This is a genomic window from Paenibacillus sp. CCS19 (genome assembly GCF_033239625.1).
Classification (GTDB): domain Bacteria; phylum Bacillota; class Bacilli; order Paenibacillales; family Paenibacillaceae; genus Paenibacillus_T.
In genome coordinates, this window is the sequence record NZ_BTCK01000001.1 from 53,219 (window position 1) to 74,119 (window position 20,901).

Consider the following 20,901-nt stretch of genomic DNA (forward strand, 5'->3'; position numbering starts at 1 on the left):
GATGAGAGAAGGGGGAAACTGCGTGCTGTTCAGCACCTACAACTGTGTGTTGGCGTCTGTTTATAACTACTTGCAAGGGATTCATAAGCTGACGCCGTCGCTCGAGGCGATCTGCTACGAACCGTCGCTATTTGCGCTGCACAGCATCGACGGCATCGCTGCGATCGCGCATCCGCTTCATATCGCAGAACAGTATTTGGCACGGATAGGGGCGGAGATCGTATTCCCATCGTTCGATGGGGTGGACGAGGCGCTGGCCTATGCGGATACCCATCTGGCGTTGAAAGGCGGCCTTTCATTCAGTATTAATCTGCGATATGACGTGCTAGAGCCGCTGCCCTTCGACAATGATCTATGGCACTTTCATTGGATGGCCGCAAGCCCGAATACGCCTGACGGACCTGATCTTGTTCGCAGCACATCGGTACCGGATGCGATTCGTGGGACCGGCCGTTATCTCATGTTCGATCAATATGAGAATGAGTACTACCGAATGGACGAGGAACGTCTCCGTCAAGCCATCGATACACCTTTCAATTATCGAATGAATGGAAGGTTTACACCGTTCATGGAAATTCATTTGACTGACCCAGCTTATACCATGGCGAGGATGGAGGCTGACACGGATATGCGAAGCAGGCTTGCATCAGCAGTGGCAAAGTATCCATTCGAGCTGAATCAAGGGATCTGGCACGCGTGCTTGAACGGACTTCGTCGATACGTGACGGACAAACCGGATCAAGGTGATGTCTACCGTTACATGAACTTCGCACAGATCATTATGCGCTGCCGCGAGGTAGTCTGGCATTATCTTGTAAGAGAAGGACTTGGTACATTCGAGCCGCTGCGGCAATGGCGAGACGGCTGGACACAATATCGAACCGTGCTGGGGATTACGCTCAATCGTCGAACAGCGGATGAGATCAGTAGATTGATAGACAACTATGAAGGGCTGATCGAATTAGAGCAGCGTGCGTTGACAGCGATCGTGGAAGAGCTTGCGGCGAAGCAAATTGAAGTTCAGGGAGGGGCGTCGGCATGGAGCTGACAGGTGCATACAACTGCGTTCTAGCAAGCATTTACAACTCACTTCAGATCAATAGCAAGTTGCTGTTTCCGATTCAGTCGATGGTTATCGCCCCTCAACTGCTTAGACTGTACAACTGGAATCATTGGCTGTCGTCGCCTCCTCCGCTGGACATTGCTGATCCGTTCCTTGAGCGAATCGGTGCGGAGCTGCATTTCCCGATAACAGGCGGGCTGGATGGAGCGGTCCGATCGGCGCGAGAACGTCTGCGACAAGGAGAGGTTATTCCGGCTTCGATCAACTTGCGATACTCGCATTTTGACCCTGCGCCTTTCGATAATGACTTCTGGAATTTTCAACTGCTTACAGCCGTAACGGACGAAGGGAATTTCCTTATGTTCGATATGTACCACGCGGAGTCTTATGAAGTCGATGAATCTCGGCTGCGGAACATGATCGATACGGCTTTCAATTATCGGCATGCAGGTGCATTCACGCCATTCATGGAGGTTGTTGTGCAGGACCATGAGCACGCGTGGAATGTGCTGCAATGTATGGATGAGCAAGCGTTGATGATGTCGGTCGTTCGTGACTATGACGCAGGTGCGAATCTGGCGGCGGGGCAGCTGTGGCTGGCGCGTATGCAGGAGCACTTCGCCACGGTAGAGCCTGATCGAATGTATGCGGAGGTCTATCGGCTCATGGGTCACCTGATGCTAATTCTCAAGAGCAGAACGCAGTTTATTCAGGCGGCTGCGGCATTAGGGCTGCATGGTGTTGGGGACGATGCATTCGATGAGGGTTGGCACACATTCGTACATGCGGTGCCGATGAACGTGTTTCGCCGTAGCGGAGATGCCTATGCCGACATGTGGACGGCTTACGAGGAGCTGATCGGCAGGGAACGAGATGGAATGAACCAGATCAAGGAACGGTTGTCGGAGCAAGGAATAATGAGTTGGAGGTAATGCAATGTTCCATACGATCATTCAATTCGGCGAGCATCTTTATCCGTTCATATCGGGCGTTGGCGCGCTGGCTGAAGCGGGCCATTATGTGCAGGAGCTGCACATTAACCAATACATCATCATTACAGACGAACAGACGCCGGCGCGCATCGTACAAGAGACGGAAGCTGCTTTCGAAGCTTTGGCGCCGGTTCGTGTGCTGACGTTCCAGCCTGGCGAGGAGTGGAAAAATCTCAGCACCGTCCACGAGCTCTGCAAGCAGGTCATCGATCTTGGTGCTGATCGCAGGACGGCAATTGTTGCGCTTGGCGGCGGTGTCTCTGGCAATGTGGCGGGGATGGTGGCCGGGCTGCTGTTCCGCGGACTGCCGCTCATTCATGTTCCGACGACCCTCATGTCTGCCTCTGATTCCGTGCTGTCCCTGAAACAAGCGGTTAATCTGCCACAGGGGAAAAATCTCGTCGGCATGTTCTACACGCCGAAGCTGATATGCGTAGAACTTCCTTTCCTTCAAACGCTTGCGGAACGAGATGTTCGATCGGGCATGTGTGAGCTCGTCAAGAATTTACTTGCGATTTGCCCGGAGCGAATTCAAGAGTTCCGTTCTAAGCTTCGCCCCAGCAATCGGTACGAGCTGAGCGAGCTGCAGCTGTTTATTGAATTCTGTATCGAGGCGAAGACGAAGGTAATGGCCGATGATCCGTATGAGAAGAAGGACGGTCTTGTGCTTGAATACGGCCATACGATCGGACATGCGCTTGAGCTGACTTGCAAGGGCAAGTATACGCATGGGGAGTGTATCTCGTTCGGGATGCTGTGCGCGGCATATATCTCCGAACAGATGGGGCTGCTAACGGCAGAGGAGACGGCCATTCATTATGAGCTGCTCGATCGAATTGGGCTTCACATGGAGCTCGAACCGAACTGGATTCCACTCATTGAGCAATACGTGCAGAAGGACAACAAACGGGGCTATCGGGACCGTCGAACAGGCAGTACAGGCATGGTACTGCTGGACGGGTTGGGCCATATTCATCGAGAGGATGGGGCATGGATTACAATGGTGGACAACTCGCTCATTAGCGAGGCAATTCGTTCCGTACAGGAGAGGAGGGCTATCGTGTATGGAGGCCGATCGTAGAGGAGAGTCTTCGACAATCTCTTTGTCACCAAGTCCAGCATGGCCGCAATGGCCGATTGCAGACGAACGAACGCTCGCGGCGCTGCAGGACGTACTCGACAGCGGCCGTTGGGCAATTAGCGGCCCTCTGAATGATCCGGCCAAATACGGCAAGGCGAAGGAGCAGCAGTTCGCTGAACAATTCGCTGAATATTGCGGCGCTCGTTTCTGCGTTACGATGGACCACGGCACTTCCGCTTTAATTGCGGCACTGGAGGCGCTCGACATTGGCTTCGGCGATGAGGTCATCGTTCCCGGGCTGACATGGATTGCGCCGGCGATCGCCGTTCTATCGGTGAATGGCGTTCCTGTCATGGCAGATATCGATCCAGCTACGTTGTGCATCAGCGTGGATTCGGTAGCGGAGCGGATTACGCGTAGAACCCGTGCGATTATTGCCATTCATATGTATGGCTGCATGGCAGATATGGATGCGCTTCGGGCTTTGGCAGACAAGCATGGACTCGTTATTGTCGAGGACGCTGCTCACAGCCATGGTGCGGTGTGGCGCGGGAAGAAAGCAGGAACGCTAGGCGATATCGGCGTGTTCTCGATGCAGCATGGCAAAGTGCTGACCTGCGGTGAAGGCGGCGCTGCGATTACAGACGACCCGGTGCTGAAGGAGCGGCTAGAGGCTTCTGCTTGGAATGCGCGCTGTCGAATCTCGGAGGCACCTGCGCTGCCGTTCTCGATGGGGCTAACCGAAGGGCTTCGGCGATTCGGTACGAACCGCTGCTTGTCCGAATTTCAGGCGGCGCTGCTGCTTGATCAACTGCCCCGTCTCGATGGGCAAAATACGGTTCGAGAGCACAATGCGCGCTATCTAGAGCGAGAGCTGTCCGAGATTCCTGGTGTAATAACCATGGAACATCCTTCGCAGATCGACAGCCGAACTTATTACGGATACGTGATTCGGATTGATGCGCAGCGGTTCGGCTGTACCGCTGCGCAGCTTATCCTTAAGCTTCAACTGGTGCTTGGAATGGGTGACTTCATGCTTCACCCGGTGTATAAGCCGTTGTATCGGAACCCGCTGTACGCGCCGCATCCCCGGCGCCATGGAGCGCTCGGCGAGGCGTATACGCGTGCGCTGGATACAGCGGAGATTATGCTGCCGGGCTGCGAGTTAGTCTACGAGCAGGCGGTCGTATTCCATCACTCGGTACTGCTTGCATCGATGGAGCAAATAGCACGTGTGGTGGAGGCGGTGCGAACGATCTATTTTGAACAACAATAGGATTGGGATAGAGCCATTCTGATGCGGAATGGTCTCTTTCGCGTTATGTCCGTTTGGCGAATCGTTATGGTCTGTTGGCAATTCAGGCGAGAATGCTGAAACTTCCTTAGTTTATGCTATAGACGGCATGGCGAGCAGCCTCTACACTAGGTAAAGTGTATAGACTAGACATAATAGGAGTAAGCATACTGTGACAACTTTAGATCGCATTCCATCTTGGAAGAAACTAAGTCTCTTCGCGGTTACATGGCCGATCTTTATCGATTCGGTTCTCCGCATGCTGTTAGGTACGGTCGATGTGTTCATGTTAAGCCGCATTTCGGATAAAACGACCGGTGCGGTTGGGATGGCCAACGAAATTATTTTCTTCTGTATTCTGATGTTCGGCTTTGTCGGCATCGGCACAAGCGTCGTCGTATCCCAATATATTGGGGCTGGACGCGAGAAGGAAGCGAGCAAGATATCGGCGCTTGCCATTACGATCAATCTGATCTTCGGCATTCTGGTCAGTATCGCGCTCGTCGCGTTTGGCGAACCGCTCATGCGGCTTATGCATCTCAGTCCGGAACAGATTGATATCGCAAGCAAGTATTTGAAAATCATCGGCGGCTTTATTTGGATCGAAGCGCTCTCATACGCGGTGTCTTCCGTCATACGTTCGAATGGCCATACGAAGAGTGTTATGTACGTTACGTTGGGCGTTAATCTCGTGCACATCACAGGCAACTACTTGCTCATCTTCGGCAACTTCGGCTTCCCGGAGTGGGGCGTAACGGGGGCGGCGATCTCAACAATCGTCAGCCGATTGCTTGGCATTATCGTATTGTTCGTCATTTTGTATCGTTACCTGCCTTCGCCAATTAAGAAGAGGGATTACGTTACTTGGAACGGCTCGTATGTGAAGCAGATTATGAGCGTCGGCCTGCCTGCAGCTGGTGAGCATCTGTCGTGGCAGTCGCAATACCTAATGGTGGTCAGCTTCGTGAATATGATCGGCATCACAGCATTGAATACGCATGTGTACGTCATGAACGTATCGAACTACTTCATGGCGCTTGCGCTGGCTATTGGTGCCGGTACGGAAATTATCGTTGGTCAAATGGTTGGCGCCGGCGAGATGAAAGCTGCGTATAAGCGGCTTATGAAGAGCGTGAAGATCAGCTTCTTCATCACGTTCGTCATCGTTGGCATTGCCGCATTGTTCCGGCGTGACATTATCGGAATGTTCACCGATGATCCCGATATCATTACGGTCGGTGCAACGATCTTCCTGCTGTCGATCGTGCTGGAGCCAGGACGGACGTTCAACATTGTCATCATCAACTCGCTTCGTGCAGCAGGTGATGCGCGGTTCCCTGTCATGATGGGCGTGCTCTCGATGTGGGGCGTTTCCGTACCGTTGTCTTATTTGCTCGGCGTCCATTTCGGCATCGGATTGCTTGGCATCTGGATTGCGTTCGCCATCGACGAATGGCTGCGCGGCGTCCTCATGCTGCTTCGCTGGAGAAGCCGGAAGTGGGAGAGCAAGGCGCTGGTGAAGCCGGTTTCTGCTAACGAAGCGGCGGTTACGACGCAGACGATGTAAGTTGTATATGTTTGATTTGTTACCTCCATCTTTAGGGTGGAGGTTTTTTTGTTCGAGCTGAACCATGGATGCCGGATGGATATGAACGGTAAGTAGGTCAGCTAACTGTGTATAGAAATTGTTGTTTTTGCAATTGGAACGATAGGGTATAATGAATATGCCGGAATTATGAAACTTGATTTTACCAGGTGAAACTATCAGGAGGGATTTATATGCCTATTAATTTCCACGAAGATAGAAACAGGATGACCTATGCGACAAGACAAGCAGATGCATCCTGGATTTCATTGATTGAGAACAATGTTGATGTTACTGGTCGTTAAGTCGTTGATATCGGCTGCGGCGGAGGCATATACTCCAAATCTTTGGCAAGTATGGGTGCATCACAAGTTAAGGGCGTTGACTTCTCCGAAGAAATGTTACGTGGCGCTTCACAGAACTGTAAGGACTGCAATAACATTAAGTTTATACATGGGGATGCTTACGATACGAAGCTTCCTGATGGCGAGTACGATATTATTCTAGAGAGAGCATTAATTCACCATCTAGTTGACTATTCACGTTCGGAATGCACTCGAAACGAATGGATTTCGATTGCTTAGCGAACATCAGTTATGGGAGACGAGACGTCAATACAAAGATGTGGAGTCTCTACACCAAGACCTACAAGAAAGAACAGGTCGTTCCATTCTACACGAGCTAACGGATGATGAACTTCATGAACTAATCTTGTATATCGAAAGTAAATTGAATGGCTCACAGATGCCGATAATTGAAAAAGACGCTTGGACGGTGTGGTTTGCGGTCAAAATATAAGGGGCTTGTCCGTACGCCCAACTTTGAATAAGACTTGTGCGATTTAAGCATCAAATCGAGGGGGGATTCGTGCACAATGTACGAAATCGTGTTTTTTGATGTGGACGGTACCTTATACAGCGAAGTAGACAGAGTAATTCCTGAAAGTACAAAAGCGGCGATCAAGAGACTTCATGAGAAAGGTATCAAGATAGTAGTTGCAACGGGGAGACCGCATAATTTGTGTGGAGAACTAGTATCGCTAGGCATTGATACATTAATCTCATCTAATGGCGCACTTGTGAAGAACCAAAACGAAATTATTTATAGGTCTGTAATATCTCAAAAGACTGTTCATGAACTGTCGCGTTTTGCAGAGTTGCATGGGCACGGTATATCGTATTTTACAGATTCAATAGCAATGAACGGCATTGGAGTAGAAGTGCAACGTGTTAGAAATGCTCTGGCAGAGACGCTTGGCCTAGTCGATTACCCTGTCACCATAGAGACGCTTCCAGAAGAGATTTATTGTATATGTTTGTATGCGGATGAGCGTGAAGCTGAGAAATTTATCGATCATTTTCCGCAACTTCATTTTGTACGTTTCCACGATTATGTTATGAATGTCCTTGAATCTCAAGTTGTATCTAAATCGCAAGCAATCCAAAGAGTGCTGGATTATTACAAAATTGACGTGAGCCAATCGGTTGCCTTTGGAGATGGCAGAAACGATATAGATATGCTGGAGTTAGTTGGTTTGGGGATTGCTATGGGAAACGGTGATGAAGTGCTCAAGCAACAAGCAGATTTCGTTACCAGAAAAGCAAGCGAAGACGGCATACACTATGCTCTGACTCAGTTCGGAATCATATAACCCAGCTATTAATTTATACGCCTTGAGAGAAAACCGTTTAATCTGTTACGTAAAATCAAACGTTTGCCGATTAACGTGCAGTGCGCCGCTCCTTATCCATTCAATCGCTTGAAGCACGAGTGGGGAGGCATTATGCTCGGTCACTTCGTCCAGTGGAAGCCAGATTGCGCCATTAGAGTCTTGATCGATGAAAGCTTCGACTTCATCGCGAATTTCATTAGCATCGACACTTACTTCATACAGCATCGCAATATGATGTACGATCTCTAGCTCACCTTGGTAATACCATTTCAGAGCGAAGTCGCATACTCCGATTGAATTCATCTCCCGAACGGTACAGCCAGTTTCCTCACGAAATTCACGGATGATACCTTCCTGCAATGACTCTTCCTTCTCTAGGCGTCCACCTGGCAGATCGTACCTGCCGGTATAAGGGCCTAGAATTTTGCGAATGACGAGAAGACGGTTATCTTGCGTACAAATGCCGTATACGCCTGTATGACGGTGGAATGGATGGTTTAGTTCGGTCATTTCAAACCTCCAAGTTGTGAGATTGCTAATATTGATTCTACGATATGATAGAATTGTTACCAAATAACAAGGAAGACCGCCGATTCTAGCGTTCTTCCTTTCACGCTGTGCGCATAACTTTAGCAATGCTCGTTTACAGCCACTCCATAAACTCAAGTCGGTTGCCGAACGGGTCGTTCATATAGAACCTACGAATATTCTCCTCCGAGCGTGCGTTGTCATCGATAACATGTGCACCCAGTTGAATGAGATGTTCGCGCAATGCCTGAAGGTCGTGAACGAGAAAAGCAGGGTGGGCCTTGGCGGCAGGCGTGAAGTTCTTCTCAACGCCAATGTGCACTTGATGTGTTCCGCATTGGAACCAAACGCCGCCACGCGCTCGAAGCGGTTCAGGCTTCGGCAGCTCCTGCCAGCCTAACAAGCTCCCGAAGAAGTCTCTCGCTTCAACCTCGCAGCCTTCTGGTGCAGCCAATTGAACATGGTCAATGCCAGCGAACGTGAATGTCATAGAATCACCTCGTGGTTTCATTCTGCGAAACGTAGTTTTATATTCGATGATTCTATTATATGCGATAATTCCACATTCTGCTATGCGCTTATTGTTTATTCCGGGTGATTCACGGTTGCACGCCCCATTGCGAATGGCGACGAGACGCCTTCATAGGACAGATGCATCATCATGCCCACCGATGCATGAAACAGGTTGTGACAGTGATCCATCCAGACACCTGGATTATCAGCTCGGAAGGCTACCGTGTAAGTGTCACCAGGCGCCACATCCAACGTATCTGTCCACCAAGGACTGCCGGTAGAAGGGACGCCGTTGCGGCTCAGCACAAGCATATGGTGACCGTGCAGATGCATCGGGTGATGGCTTGAGCTGTGATTGACGAACGTCGTCCGTACAAGATCTCCCTCGCGCACCATGAGCATCGGTGTATCCGGGAATACCTTGCCGTTGATCGTAAGTAAATAAGCAAACCTACCATCGTAGAAGCCTAGCTTCTGGCCTAATACGAGGGTGAAGTCACGATCGAAGGTACTGTTCGCGTCAAAAGGTACTTCATCTGCCTCTCCGTAGCTTAGCGGATCGAACAATGGCTGCGACTGCTTCAAATCTAGTGCCTGGCCGATCGCTCCATTAGGACTCATCGTCAACGAAGCCGTCTGGCCGCCGCCATCCGAAGCGTTATCGCTGTGTGTAGTAAGTGTCACAGGAGAGTTCGGCATAACGAATGCGATGTCATATCGACCTCCTGCTGCGAGCAGCAGATCTTGATCTTTCAGCTCACCCGGTTCTTTCAGATCTGTTCCGTCAATGGCTGCGACTCGGAAGGAGGTACCGCTGAGACGGAATCTCTTCTCATTAATATCGGTGTTGATGAGACGCAGTCGAACTTCAGTTCCGGCTGCTATCGTTCGTGCCGATGATTGATCTGCCGTTCCGAAGGCGATGATAGGCTGCAAGCTGTTAGTTGACTCCCAGCTATGGGCGAGAATTGCAATATCGGCTGTTTCTGTCGGCTGCTGTTCACGCGGCTCAACGATGAACGCACCGAATAAACCTTTGCCTTCACCTTGCAGCGTTTCTTGATGGGAATGGTACCAATACGTCCCAGCATCCTCCGCTACGAAACGATAGGTGAACGACTGTCCGACCAGTACGGCATCCTGCGTGACACCTGCGACGCCATCCTCCGCATTCGGCAAATCGACGCCATGCATATGGATCGTGACGCCTTCCTCGATGTCTTGATTCACGAGCTTGATCTCAACAAGATCGCCTTGCTTGACTCGAATCTCTGGACCGGGCACTCCGCCATTGAACGTCCAGGCTTCGACCGATGCGCCTGAATCGAGTTTAATCGTCTGCTTGGAAGCCTTGAGTGTGAATGATTTGTCAGCCTCGCCTGTGCGCGGGCCGGTCAGATCCGCCACGCTGACCGTTCCTGTTCCTGCATGCGCACCATGCGCATGCATATCGTTGACAGGTGCTGCGCCGCCGCCATAGTCCATCGGGCCGCTCATCCTATCGATCCGATCGGGCAATTGACTGGCATTTAACGAGGTAACAAGCGTGCTTGTAATTAAGACAGCGGCAGCAATCGCCGTCGTGGATGCCCACAGCAGCCGGCGGCTTCCGCTAGGACGATGCCATCCCGCAGTCTGCATGCTGCGGTGCCGCCAGCTTTGACGAACCCAGAAGAGGCAGATCAAGGCTGACACTAGAACCGGAGTCAATACGAGCTCGGAAGGCGACAATGGAATAGAAGTACAATAGGTTAAGTAAAAGACAGCTCCAGAGCTCCAGCCTGCTGCCTGAATCGGAACAACAAACAGCGGGTCGGCGGCCTGGCCCCGAAGGCTGTTGCCAAGTCCACTAGCAGCGCTTCGGGTATTCCAATGATGTTCTCCCTTCGCTGCAGCGCGCAGCTGCATCAGGCGCGGCACGGATAGCGTCAGAACGGCTGCGCCGGGCACGAGAAGGAGCGCAAGATCCAGAACCAACTTTGTCTCGAAAGCGTGATAGCCAGTCGGCCAATTCGTTATCATGCCAATTGTTTTGATTGCGACTAGCAATCCGGCAGCCCCTAGCATGACCATCAGCCGAAGTGAGCGGCCCTTGAGTTGGCGTGGCGATCGGCTGTATGCCAGTCTACCGCCGCGATAAGCTGCGATCCACGCGATAATCATGGTGAATAAAGCTGTAAATCCCGCAAATCCGAACATATCCTCCGTCATTAAGCATCCCCTGTTCGACAACAACATTTGATCGATACGTTTCATCGCTACCGATACTTATTGTAAAGATAGATGCCGAATGGATGAACCGACCGGGGGATGAATAGAGGCTGGACTATTGTCCAGGATGAAAGCGTTCAAAGGCGTGTGATAGGTCTGCTTTCTAGCATTTCGTTCGTCTACTTAATGGTTAAGCATACATCTAGACTTGTTACATGAACGTGCCGAGTGGTAAAATGCTTGAAGTCGTAGGAATCGAAACAACATACATAATTGAACAAAAGGTGGACATATATTGTGGGGAAAATGGACGAGATCATCCTTGTAGTGCCTAGAGAGAAGCTGTTCGCAAGCGAGACACTTTATTTTCACGGTGTTGAGCAGGATAAGCAGAAAGTAGCTGTCCTCGCCGCTAACATCGCAGATCATTATTCGACGATGCGCCGCGGAGACGCAGAGGAGAATGCAGCACACAAGCAGCCGATTCCATATTGCGTCATACGCAGAGGCAGCGATATCTATATGTACCGGAGGCTCGGAGGCGGTGGAGAGACGCGTCTATTCGATAAGCTCTCGATTGGGGCTGGCGGTCATATGAACGACAATCCGGAGCTTCAATCGTTCGAAGCGGTGCTGCAGGAGAATCTGTCCCGCGAGCTGGAAGAGGAGCTCGAGATTATTGCTTCTAATCGAACATTCACGACGATTGGCTTCATTAATGATGATGAGAACGAGGTTGGCAAAGTCCATATCGGGCTGCTCGTTATTCTCGATATTGATGCTGAGGGTGAAGTGAACGTTCGTGAAACGGATCAGCTGGAAGGGCAGTGGATCACAGTCGAACAGCTTCGTGAAGAGAACATCTATTCGAAGCTGGAATCCTGGTCGCAGATCGTTACGAATGTATTAAATTAAACAGCATGATTGAATGGTGCATGGCTGGAGGCGCGACAGAGCGATGATTGAACTTACACTGGAACAACAGCAGCTCATGGACCGAGCGGATGCCTTCATCCGTCAATGCTATCAAGAGCTTGCAAGGGATGAAGTCGAAATAGAGCGTCGGATTGCCGAAGTGATGCAGCAGATCATTCGAACAGGTGCATATGAGCATACGACCGAAGAACTGACGCATGGCGCTCGACTTGCTTGGCGGAACAGCAATCGCTGCATCGGTAGGCTATTCTGGCAATCGCTTGCCGTATTGGATGCACGAGATGCGGAAACAGCCGAGACGGCTGTCGAGGCGATCTTCGAGCATATGGCTTATGCGACGAACGATGGCCGGGTACGACCGGCTATTACGATATTCGCGCAGGAAAACAAGCAATCGCACGGACGCAACCTGCGGATCTGGAATCATCAGCTTGTTCGGTATGCTGGATATGAGCAGCCAGATGGTTCAGTCGTAGGAGATCCACATTCCGTACCATTCACTCGGGTATGTGAGTCGCTTGGTTGGAGAGGGAAAGGGACGCCGTTCGATGTGCTGCCCCTTGTGATAGGCGCTGGTGATGAAACGCCGTCGTTCTATGAGATCCCGGATGAGCTGGCGCTGCAAGTGCCGCTCACACATCCGACGGAGGAGCGGTTCGCATCGCTGGGGCTGCAATGGTACGCGGTGCCTTTTATCTCAGACATGGCACTCGAAATTGGCGGAATCCGCTATCCGGCAGCGCCGTTCAATGGCTGGTATATGGGAACGGAGATCGGTGCGCGTAATCTATCGGATGCGAGCCGTTATAATATGCTGCGTCCAATTGCGGAGTTGTTCGGATACGATATGACGACGAATACGTCGCTGTGGAAAGACAGAGCGCTCGTCGAACTGAACGCGGCAGTGCTTCATTCGTACAAGCGCGCGGGAGTCAGCATCGTTGATCATCACACGGCAGCGGAGCAATTCGGCCGGTTCGAACAGCAGGAGCATGCGGCAGGACGGACGATTACAGGCAGGTGGTCGTGGCTCATCCCCCCGATGTCGCCATCTGCAACGCCAATCTGGCATCGCGGCTTCGACAATACGGAGCGGGAGCCCAGATTCAGCTATCAGCCGAAGCCGTATTCGGACTAAGCGTATAATAAAGTTCAGCATCTAATCCATGCTTGGATTCACTGGACTAGGAATTGGGTAAACGATAGAGGTACTTACGAACCGAAATGCAGTATGGAATGCTGAGGAGGGTCCGGACAGTTATTCCGACCGTGAAACTCGACTGGCGTTTACGTATCGTTTATCAGGTGTAGACTTCACAAACCCAAAATGTGGACGTACAATGCTTGTATAGCGATTGAATATAAACGAGTTGCATCAGTAAGCGCTGAGGCCTTATAGGTGGCTTGGGTTTGCTGGCGTAGTGATCACATGTACAACAAGTTGTAGGAGGTTTATTCATGACTGATATCGTCAAAGCGGTCATTATGGGTATCGTCGAAGGACTAACGGAGTTTCTGCCGGTGTCCTCTACGGGTCATATGATCGTAACAGGCAACATTCTTAATTTCTTAGGTGATCCAGAGGGCAATCGGGCTACGACATTCGAGGTTGTTGTCCAGCTGGGCGCCGTGCTCGCGGTACTGGTGCTGTACTGGAAACGGTTTATGAAGCTGCTTACGTTTAATTTGAAAGCGCCAGGGCTTAATATTTTACATATCATAATTGGTATGTTTCCAGCGAGTATTCTCGGATTGCTGCTGCATGATTTCATTAAGGAATATTTATTCGGTCCGAAGACAGTCGTAGTCAGCTTAATCGTCGGTGGTCTACTACTGATCGGCGCAGAGAAGGTTCGTCGCAAACCATCTGCTGAAACGCTCGACGATATTACCTATCGGCAGGCGTTCGGAATCGGCTGCTTCCAGATTCTATCGCTCTGGTCCGGCTTCTCGCGTTCGGGCTCGACGATGGCTGGCGGTATCTTCTTCGGTGTCAGCAAGGCTGCGGCAGCGGAATTCACCTTCCTCATGTCTGTTCCCATTATGCTCGGCGCAAGCGGCGTCGATCTGTTGAAGAACCATGATGCGCTTGTAGCGAGCGACGCTGGATTGTTCTTAGCGGGACTGTTCACTTCTTTCGTGGTTGCAATGATCGCGATCGTAACGTTCTTGAACCTGGTGAAGCGTCTGAGCCTGTCTTGGTTCGCTTACTACCGCTTCGTGCTTGCTGTTCTTGTTTTCTTGCTTGTTGTGTAGATCTGTTAAGTTACCTGAGAGCTGCGTTCGGCTTATGCCGGATGCGGCTTTTTTCGTATGGTAGCAACCTTTCACCAATCGTTTCGTCTATGGGAGAAGGAAGAGCTGGGGAGGATTGGATATGCGTCTGTGGCATGTTGCGTTAACGGGGCTGCTCATGGCTATCGCGATGAGCGCTTGCAGCGACTCGAATTCGAATACACCATCGTTGCATGAGGACGTGGTGTCTACCATAGAGACGGAATCAGCAGTTAAAGATGAGGAAGCAACCGCGGTACAAGAGAGTGAGGTTCCCACTTCGGATATAAGCGATCTGTTGATGGATGAGGTCGTGTTGACCTATCAGCCTGTGGAATGGGTTGGGTTGGAGCAAGTGCAGATCGAGGATAGTTGGAAGCTGACGAAGACGGTGGATTTTGGACAAATGAATGGTGAATCGGTATCGTTGTCCGTCTTTCAGGAGCAGGATGAGAGTGCCTTGTGCTACGCGAGTTATTTGAGGGTTGTGCTGCTTGATTATAAGGGAGAACACTTCAAGTATATGGGCTGCGGCAATACGAGTCTCGAATCTGATCAACCTGATGAAGAAGGTTCATTAGTACTGCTTGACTATAAGTCATCCGATGAACCTGCTGCAATGATCGTTCATGGAGCGGTGGACAGCGGCGTGAATGGGCCTGGTCTAATGACATACTATGTCTATGATGCTGCGCTTGACCGCTGGTACGGGTTCAATTATTGGGGGCTGCCAAGCGTGAATGATCTCGATGAAGATGGTTCCGAGGAGCTGCTTATGCAATTCCAAGGACTGCATAACAATACGCCTGATGTGTCATTCGGACGTTGGGTTGGTTCAATGCTTGAGATAAGCGCGACTGTGAAGAACTTGTTAGGGCTTCCTAGCCCATATTGGAGTGCTGATACGGTTGAAAATGGCTATGTTCGAGTTACGATGGAGGTTGGCGAAGAGGGCAGACAGGTTGTTCAGGCGAGTTACATGTTCAGTTCACAGCGGTTAACACGAGTAGATGGTACATAGAAACAGTTGTGCGGGCACCTGCCTGCAACATTTTCACACCTCTCGTCGTTTGGTTGAGTAACTGGAGAGCAGAGAGGAGCAAGAATGATGAGAAGGCTTTTTATCGGCATGGTCATCGCTTGTATGTTATTCGCCGCTGCGGCGTGCTCGAATGGAAGCGCTGCACAACCGGATCGAGGGGAACTGTACAGTCTAACTCTGGATGCCATGATGCCGGAAGACGAAGGTCTGAATAGCGGCATGACATATATCGCCATCGATATGCGTAATTTCGAAGGATTGGATGAGGGAGATAAGCAGCAGATCCTCGATTTTTTTGCCGACAAATATAAGCTTGAAGCGATGGATGCGACTTATGAGCAATTAATCGAGAAAGGCCTTCTCAATAAGGAGACGCAGGTGCTGGACGGCGTGCTGCTGCGCGTGGAGAAGACCGAGATGAAAGCGAACTCCTTTGCAATTGAAGGTTCGAAATATCGGGCTGGCGATGGGGCGATCGGGATGAAAGTGGTTGCGACGCACAAACAAGGGGAATGGAAAGTTTCTCGTGCTGAAGGAACTTGGATTAGCTGAGCCGATGAACATACAGAGAGGAAGCTGCGTTATGAAGAAGAAATCACGATCGATTGTACTTATGCTCGCCGCGATGCTCATTGTTACGATCGTATTCCCGTTAGTCGGTGCGGAACGCGTGTATGCGTGCTCTTGTGCGAGTTATCCGGATATTGGGTATGAGCTCGACTCGAGATCGGCTGTGTTTGCAGGGGAAGTGTCGACCATCGATACGGTTAGTCGAGGAGATGGTCTCGTAAGTTCGGCCGATCCTGTAATGGTTACATTCGAAGTGAACAAGGTGTGGAAAGGTACCGTCGAGAAAGAAACGGTCGTTCGCACTGTTCGTGACGAAGCTAGCTGCGGTTATACATTCTCGCTTGGAAGCTCGTATCTCGTCTTCGCGGATAAGGAAGAGGGCGTGGTTCGAACCGGTCTATGTACGGGTACGCAGCCATTAAACGATGCCGTCGTGCAGCAGCTGGATGATCTTGTGCGGCCTTACGATCCACAGGATGATCGTCAGGGTACGAATGGAAGGATCTTCGATCATGGGCGGCAGGTCGATCAGGTTGGTACGCATCAATCGCTTCGTCCGGTCGATGTCGTTCATGAAGTCGGCGGTGTTGCGGTTGTCCATGAGGAGAATGAACGCGATCGTTCGCTGCCGCAGGGGTACATCTTCCTCGCCTTCGCAATCGTTGCGATATTGTCCGCGGTTGTCGGGTTTAGGATTGGCGGCGATAGGAAGTAGGAGCGAACGGCTTGCTGTTCGTTCTTTTTTTTGTTGGGAGAGGAAAATAAAGATCTAGGAATAAGGATGTAGATTAATATAAAGGTAAAAGAGAGCGTTACCAAAATGACTGTAGATCTCCAATTATTAACAAGGAAGTTCCGTTTATACAACGAATGTAGTAGCTAATGATTGTGAAACGTTGTAAATTAATAGGAGGTTATTTACTATGGAAGACCAAATGGTCATTACGCCAATTAAAGCAATTGTTCCGGCATTGTTCATTTACGTAACAGATATTAGGAATTCTGTTGAATGGTACTGCAATTTATTGGGTCTGCCTATTCCCGAGATAACTAGCGATGATATGCATATCTTCGATTTAAACGTTAATCATTGTTCTAATCTATTTTTGAAAAGAAGAGTTGAAGTGACCCCTTCTCCCGAACCGATTTTTAGCATAACCGCACCCGATCATGCAGCTGCATTTCAATTCCTAACCCAATTTGGAGTAGAAATCGTACATATGGATCAGGAAGTGATTCACTTCAAAGACCTTGATGGGAACGTATTGATGGCTTGTTCGATTTAGAAAACTTCAGTTCAGAATTACAAGGCAGCAGATCTTAGTCGATCGGCTGCCTCTTCGATTTAATTAAAGTAACGGGGATTTGAGTCTATTCTAATAAAGGAATAAAGTATACTCGTCAAGTATTATACATTGGTAAATTTATAGAGAAAACAGAGGTCAACTAATGGAGATGTCCCTAGAAACGGTAGATGAAGTTATTATTGATCCTGCTTATTTACAAACACTATTACGGCGAGTCGTACTTTCTGAATGTTTACTGCTATTATCATGGGATTGCAGCCCGCTTGGAAAAATCAAGGGAGAGAGTTCGGTCTATCGGGTAGCTTGTACAACTCTAGACAATCAAATAGAACAAAAGCATACGTTGATACTCAAACTGTTAAAATCCGATTCTTTAAGGGATCAGGTTGATCATTATCATTACTGGAAACGTGAAGCGTTGATTTATGAATCAGCGATATTGAGGCAATTACCATTTGGTATAAGGGCGCCTATATGTCATGCAGTAGAAGAGCATCCCGATGATACCGTGTGGATATGGCTCGAGGATATAGCAATTGAAGATATTCAAAGCGATGAATGGTCATTTGAACAGATGTGTAAAATCTCATATTTGCTCGGTACATACAATGGCGCTTACTTAACAGGAACCCCTCTCCCAGCCGAGTCATTCTTATGCCGCAATTGGCTGCGTTCCTGGGTAGAGGTTTGTACTGCTTATGCTAAACCAATTGAGAAACACCAAGTTATCTGGGATTCATGTTTGAATGATTGTAATGGTACTAGCCTAATATGGGAGCTTTACCTTCGAAATAGGAACAGGGTAAATAGCCTGCTTGATACAATAGAAAAGTTGCCCCGTGTATTTGCCCATCAGGACGTGCATTGGGAGAACATTTTTCTTGCGCAACAGGATGGTACTGCTTCATTAATAGCAATCGATTGGCAGTTCGCAAGCATCTCGGGCGTGGGCGAAGAGCTAGGCCGAATGTTTGGCTATGCTTTAATGAAGAACAAGATTCCAATGAGCAAGATAGAGATGTATAAAGAAGAGCTGTTTCAATGTTATTTACAAGGTCTTAGAGACCGGGGATGGCTCGGGGATTATAAGCTTGTCCGCTTCGGGTTTATTGCGAGCGCATCGCTCAGGTTTATCTTGGTAATGGATAAGCTTGTAGGTAGCTTAACAGAAGACAAAGGAATTAATAAAGAAAAATCAAGACATCTTTTGTTAGTTGCACAGACACTGCTGGAGTTAGCAGAAGAATCCTGGGAACTAGTGATGGGTAATACTGCGCGAGGTGACGACCAGGTGCTACATGAACGCTAAACCATAAATCTTAAGGAGTACGATAAATATGGGGGAGACAAAGCGAATCAGTATATTGGCATTGCTGATAGGTATATTCGTGTCAATTTTAGCGGGCAATGAATACTCTCTGATCGCAATAGTGGCCCGTCAAATGGTGGGGACGGAATGGGCGGCAGCGTATATCGATGGCGACAACTATTGGTTCGGACTGGTGCTTATTATCTTGAGCATGCTGTGCGCGGGTTTCTACACGGGCAGATACACTTATTGGAAAGGTGTGCGGTTGGGTTTGTTACTGTACGGAAACTCCATCGTTAACAATGGAACAAAGTAATATGAATCTACGGGAATTAACAAAAAGACAGTTAGATGAGGTATTAATAATTGATTTCTCGAATATTGAGGACTCGGATGATTCTTGGTTCTGGAAGAATGATTTGCTCAATCTATCCAGTGTCCATTTTCCAACGATCCGGGACATCATGCGAAAGGACTTAATTTTATCCCAGAATAAAACGGTCGGTTTAGAAGAAGTGAAACTGATTGGGCTAGCTGAAGGGTTTCGTCCACAATTCAATGCCGAAACTCCTGAAATGGCTTTAATTGCTTTGGTAGAAGTCTGGGCTTGGACAATAATGGAAGGGAAGCCCTCTAAAAAGCGACGCCTCAATTGCTCTTCTCTTGCTTGGACGCTTGCGCGGGCTGTTTATGGTTTTTATGGAGGCAACCTAGATAAGACTCATGCACAGGCTAACATCTTATTTGAAGCGTATGAAGATAAAATATCTTCTCAGGAAGACACGCTCAGATTCTTCTATACATTACTTGATCTCTTCGGATTTAAGCGACTAAAATAGCCAGTGTTGTTGAACTGTCGGAGAACGATAGTTACAACAAATACTTCATAGATCATAAAAGAGTTGATAATATGTTCAATGTTACATCAATCAAGATTGCATTATATGGCAGCTTTTCGTTCAGCTAACGAAAGGATAGTTTGTTTATTAATCGATTTTTCCCAGGCGTCTCATAAGCTATATGGTAGAGTATGTAGTAGAGGTGAAGGATTAATTATGGAAATTAGACTAATGCCTGTAAAGATAGAGGATAAAGAAATCCTATACAACCTATACCAGTATTACTATTATGAGTTTTCCGAATATACAGATGCAGATATAGGCTTAGATGGACGGTTTGAAATAGATTTGGATTATATTTGGGAAGATCGAAGATGGAATCCGTATTTGATATGTAGTCAGGATAAAATCATTGGATTTTTGATTATTCTCTTTGAGAATTATGACACAGACCCCGATCCAACTCACGTCATTTATGATTTTTTGATCCTACGAAAGTACCGGAGAAGAGGATTAGGAAAGATTGCTGCTGCTCAAGCGTTTGATCTATACCAAGCTAATTGGAAAGTTGTTCAGGTGAAGGCAAATGAACCAGCCATACATTTTTGGAGGAATGTAGTGAACGGATATACTTCTGGTCAATATAATGAAGTATTTCGAGAGGATATAAACAAATTTGTGCATGCGTTCAATAACAGGACTCCGTCCTAAAGTAAAGGAAAATGATATATCAATAATGCAGCCTGCCGGAGTGATCCAGCAGGCTGTTCAGGGTAGATTAGTTTAGTTCCAATGTAACAAGGAATAACCATTATATTACGTTATACTGGATCAAAGGGCGGGGTGACAAGAAGGTTAAATGAACAAACTCTTGATTGTTCTAAGTTTTTTGATTATTGCTGGATGCTTGAGCGTTAGCGATATTGATTTGTCTGGTCAAGAATTATATGGATATCAGCCAAATACACTGTTTGAAAAGGAGCGGGCATATCCAATCGTTGAAGAAAAAATTATAGGAACGAACCTTTCTTTGAGATATGAAGATGGCATTCGTTTTATTGTGAGCCCTGAAAATATCATCTTGAGCATCGAAACACGCTCTGAAATGAAGCCCCTCGAAAGCAGAGATGGAATCAAGCAGGGGGACTCGGTGGATAAGGTCATAAAAAAATTAGGAAAGAAATACTCCACCCGTATCGAACAAGGAGCAAAAGTTTACACCTATCAAGATTCGAAAAACAAGTTAATACAAGAATTTTGGACGGTTGATGGGAAAGTTCAGATTATCCGCTTAAAGACGAAAGATAAAATTTGAACTACCGAAAGGCTTATTCGATCTGGAGAACGTTGCAGCAGTCCGGCATTCGCTGGGCGGTGTCGCGTCCTCGAAGTGAGAAAGCTGAACAATCGTATAAAGGCCACTATCCTACTTGATCCTAGCTTTCACCTCTATCGTCAGGACGCGGCGGTCGATCATTTTGTATAAATTTGAAAATAACGAATGCGACAGCAGCCAACATAAAGCTGCTGTTTTTTATTTTAATCCGGAAACACTTCGAAAATGTTTCGAGATGTGAGATGTCTTTATTATGCTAATTTTTGGCCGAAATACTAAGGATACTATTCAAACCTTCTGATATGATCGAAATATGTCCCACTTTTTTCCCACTCTCATAGGTCCGCTA

At 48.5% G+C, this 20,901-nt stretch carries 21 protein-coding genes and 1 pseudogene; 19 read left to right on the top strand and 3 right to left on the bottom strand.

Annotated elements, in window-relative coordinates:
• The first annotated feature begins 22 nt into the window (after positions 1-22).
• From SBI19_RS00290 to SBI19_RS00320, 7 genes and pseudogenes are all read left to right on the top strand, one after another.
• A complete protein-coding gene (locus tag SBI19_RS00290) occupies positions 23-1,048 on the top strand; it encodes a hypothetical protein (protein ID WP_317964198.1) in 1,026 nt (341 codons plus the stop codon).
• Complete coding sequence (locus SBI19_RS00295; RefSeq protein ID WP_317964199.1) at positions 1,039-1,995, top strand: hypothetical protein; 957 nt, start codon at positions 1,039-1,041, stop codon at positions 1,993-1,995. The genes SBI19_RS00290 and SBI19_RS00295 overlap by 10 nt, the downstream gene beginning before the upstream one ends.
• 4 nt (positions 1,996-1,999) lie before the next feature.
• On the top strand, positions 2,000-3,136 hold the full coding sequence (locus tag SBI19_RS00300; RefSeq protein ID WP_317964200.1) for a 2-deoxy-scyllo-inosose synthase: 1,137 nt from the start codon (positions 2,000-2,002) through the stop codon (positions 3,134-3,136).
• On the top strand, positions 3,120-4,412 hold the full coding sequence (locus SBI19_RS00305) for a DegT/DnrJ/EryC1/StrS family aminotransferase (protein WP_317964201.1): 1,293 nt from the start codon (positions 3,120-3,122) through the stop codon (positions 4,410-4,412). Before SBI19_RS00300 ends, SBI19_RS00305 begins: the two co-directional genes overlap by 17 nt.
• A gap of 190 nt (positions 4,413-4,602) precedes the next feature.
• Positions 4,603-5,997, top strand: a complete 1,395-nt coding sequence (locus SBI19_RS00310; RefSeq protein ID WP_317964202.1) for an MATE family efflux transporter — start codon at positions 4,603-4,605, stop codon at positions 5,995-5,997.
• Between the two features lie 332 nt (positions 5,998-6,329).
• Positions 6,330-6,813 (top strand): annotated as a pseudogene (locus SBI19_RS00315) (methyltransferase domain-containing protein).
• Between the two features lie 76 nt (positions 6,814-6,889).
• A complete protein-coding gene (locus tag SBI19_RS00320) occupies positions 6,890-7,666 on the top strand; it encodes a Cof-type HAD-IIB family hydrolase (protein WP_317964203.1) in 777 nt (258 codons plus the stop codon).
• Between the two features lie 45 nt (positions 7,667-7,711).
• On the opposite strand, the gene SBI19_RS00325 is transcribed toward SBI19_RS00320, so the two are convergent.
• The 3 genes from SBI19_RS00325 to SBI19_RS00335 all read right to left on the bottom strand — a co-directional run bounded on the left by SBI19_RS00325 (position 7,712) and on the right by SBI19_RS00335 (position 10,939).
• Positions 7,712-8,197: an NUDIX hydrolase gene (locus SBI19_RS00325; RefSeq protein WP_317964204.1), complete on the bottom strand. Its 486-nt coding sequence runs from the start codon at positions 8,195-8,197 to the stop codon at positions 7,712-7,714.
• 133 nt (positions 8,198-8,330) lie between these two features.
• A complete protein-coding gene (locus tag SBI19_RS00330; RefSeq protein WP_317964205.1) occupies positions 8,331-8,705 on the bottom strand; it encodes a VOC family protein in 375 nt (124 codons plus the stop codon).
• A 95-nt stretch (positions 8,706-8,800) separates the two neighbouring features.
• Positions 8,801-10,939, bottom strand: coding sequence for a multicopper oxidase family protein (locus tag SBI19_RS00335; RefSeq protein ID WP_317964206.1), 2,139 nt, complete (start codon positions 10,937-10,939; stop codon positions 8,801-8,803).
• A 297-nt stretch (positions 10,940-11,236) separates the two neighbouring features.
• On the opposite strand from SBI19_RS00335, the gene SBI19_RS00340 reads away from it, so the two are divergent.
• The 12 genes from SBI19_RS00340 (at position 11,237) to SBI19_RS00395 (ending at position 20,531) form a co-directional block, all read left to right on the top strand.
• On the top strand, positions 11,237-11,854 hold the full coding sequence (locus SBI19_RS00340; RefSeq protein WP_317964207.1) for an NUDIX domain-containing protein: 618 nt from the start codon (positions 11,237-11,239) through the stop codon (positions 11,852-11,854).
• Positions 11,855-11,897: 43 nt separating this feature from the next.
• Entirely contained in the window at positions 11,898-13,013 is a 1,116-nt protein-coding gene (locus SBI19_RS00345) for a nitric oxide synthase oxygenase (protein ID WP_317964208.1), read from the top strand.
• 320 nt (positions 13,014-13,333) lie between these two features.
• Positions 13,334-14,131 carry an undecaprenyl-diphosphate phosphatase gene (locus SBI19_RS00350; RefSeq protein WP_317964209.1) on the top strand — a complete coding sequence of 266 codons (798 nt, stop codon included), beginning with the start codon at positions 13,334-13,336 and terminating at the stop codon, positions 14,129-14,131.
• 121 nt (positions 14,132-14,252) lie between these two features.
• Positions 14,253-15,170: a hypothetical protein gene (locus SBI19_RS00355; RefSeq protein WP_317964210.1), complete on the top strand. Its 918-nt coding sequence runs from the start codon at positions 14,253-14,255 to the stop codon at positions 15,168-15,170.
• Between the two features lie 84 nt (positions 15,171-15,254).
• Positions 15,255-15,743, top strand: coding sequence for a peptide ABC transporter substrate-binding protein (locus SBI19_RS00360; protein WP_317964211.1), 489 nt, complete (start codon positions 15,255-15,257; stop codon positions 15,741-15,743).
• Positions 15,744-15,774: 31 nt separating this feature from the next.
• Complete coding sequence (locus SBI19_RS00365; protein ID WP_317964212.1) at positions 15,775-16,476, top strand: hypothetical protein; 702 nt, start codon at positions 15,775-15,777, stop codon at positions 16,474-16,476.
• 208 nt (positions 16,477-16,684) lie between these two features.
• A complete protein-coding gene (locus SBI19_RS00370; RefSeq protein WP_317964213.1) occupies positions 16,685-17,047 on the top strand; it encodes a VOC family protein in 363 nt (120 codons plus the stop codon).
• Positions 17,048-17,210: 163 nt separating this feature from the next.
• A complete protein-coding gene (locus SBI19_RS00375) occupies positions 17,211-18,377 on the top strand; it encodes a hypothetical protein (RefSeq protein WP_317964214.1) in 1,167 nt (388 codons plus the stop codon).
• Positions 18,378-18,405: 28 nt separating this feature from the next.
• A complete protein-coding gene (locus tag SBI19_RS00380) occupies positions 18,406-18,693 on the top strand; it encodes a hypothetical protein (RefSeq protein ID WP_317964215.1) in 288 nt (95 codons plus the stop codon).
• Position 18,694: 1 nt separating this feature from the next.
• Positions 18,695-19,216, top strand: coding sequence for a hypothetical protein (locus tag SBI19_RS00385; protein WP_317964216.1), 522 nt, complete (start codon positions 18,695-18,697; stop codon positions 19,214-19,216).
• 216 nt (positions 19,217-19,432) lie between these two features.
• Positions 19,433-19,927 carry a GNAT family N-acetyltransferase gene (locus tag SBI19_RS00390; protein WP_317964217.1) on the top strand — a complete coding sequence of 165 codons (495 nt, stop codon included), beginning with the start codon at positions 19,433-19,435 and terminating at the stop codon, positions 19,925-19,927.
• Positions 19,928-20,075: 148 nt separating this feature from the next.
• Complete coding sequence (locus SBI19_RS00395) at positions 20,076-20,531, top strand: hypothetical protein (protein ID WP_317964218.1); 456 nt, start codon at positions 20,076-20,078, stop codon at positions 20,529-20,531.
• Positions 20,532-20,901 lie beyond the last annotated feature (370 nt).

Excerpts from the sequence above, each read along its gene's own strand:
- SBI19_RS00305 (WP_317964201.1), top strand. The coding sequence starts at position 3,120 with ATGGAGGCCGATCGTAGAGGAGAGTCTTCGACAATCTCTTTGTCACCA.
- SBI19_RS00365 (WP_317964212.1), top strand. The coding sequence starts at position 15,775 with ATGAAGAAGAAATCACGATCGATTGTACTTATGCTCGCCGCGATGCTC.
- SBI19_RS00380 (WP_317964215.1), top strand. The coding sequence starts at position 18,406 with ATGGGGGAGACAAAGCGAATCAGTATATTGGCATTGCTGATAGGTATA.
- SBI19_RS00350 (WP_317964209.1), top strand. The coding sequence starts at position 13,334 with ATGACTGATATCGTCAAAGCGGTCATTATGGGTATCGTCGAAGGACTA.
- SBI19_RS00385 (WP_317964216.1), top strand. The coding sequence starts at position 18,695 with ATGAATCTACGGGAATTAACAAAAAGACAGTTAGATGAGGTATTAATA.
- SBI19_RS00325 (WP_317964204.1), bottom strand. The coding sequence starts at position 8,197 with ATGACCGAACTAAACCATCCATTCCACCGTCATACAGGCGTATACGGC.
- SBI19_RS00335 (WP_317964206.1), bottom strand. The coding sequence starts at position 10,939 with ATGACGGAGGATATGTTCGGATTTGCGGGATTTACAGCTTTATTCACC.
- SBI19_RS00295 (WP_317964199.1), top strand. The coding sequence starts at position 1,039 with ATGGAGCTGACAGGTGCATACAACTGCGTTCTAGCAAGCATTTACAAC.
- SBI19_RS00390 (WP_317964217.1), top strand. The coding sequence starts at position 19,433 with ATGGAAATTAGACTAATGCCTGTAAAGATAGAGGATAAAGAAATCCTA.
- SBI19_RS00320 (WP_317964203.1), top strand. The coding sequence starts at position 6,890 with ATGTACGAAATCGTGTTTTTTGATGTGGACGGTACCTTATACAGCGAA.
- SBI19_RS00355 (WP_317964210.1), top strand. The coding sequence starts at position 14,253 with ATGCGTCTGTGGCATGTTGCGTTAACGGGGCTGCTCATGGCTATCGCG.
- SBI19_RS00360 (WP_317964211.1), top strand. The coding sequence starts at position 15,255 with ATGATGAGAAGGCTTTTTATCGGCATGGTCATCGCTTGTATGTTATTC.
- SBI19_RS00370 (WP_317964213.1), top strand. The coding sequence starts at position 16,685 with ATGGAAGACCAAATGGTCATTACGCCAATTAAAGCAATTGTTCCGGCA.
- SBI19_RS00375 (WP_317964214.1), top strand. The coding sequence starts at position 17,211 with ATGGAGATGTCCCTAGAAACGGTAGATGAAGTTATTATTGATCCTGCT.
- SBI19_RS00395 (WP_317964218.1), top strand. The coding sequence starts at position 20,076 with ATGAACAAACTCTTGATTGTTCTAAGTTTTTTGATTATTGCTGGATGC.
- SBI19_RS00300 (WP_317964200.1), top strand. The coding sequence starts at position 2,000 with ATGTTCCATACGATCATTCAATTCGGCGAGCATCTTTATCCGTTCATA.
- SBI19_RS00345 (WP_317964208.1), top strand. The coding sequence starts at position 11,898 with ATGATTGAACTTACACTGGAACAACAGCAGCTCATGGACCGAGCGGAT.
- SBI19_RS00330 (WP_317964205.1), bottom strand. The coding sequence starts at position 8,705 with ATGACATTCACGTTCGCTGGCATTGACCATGTTCAATTGGCTGCACCA.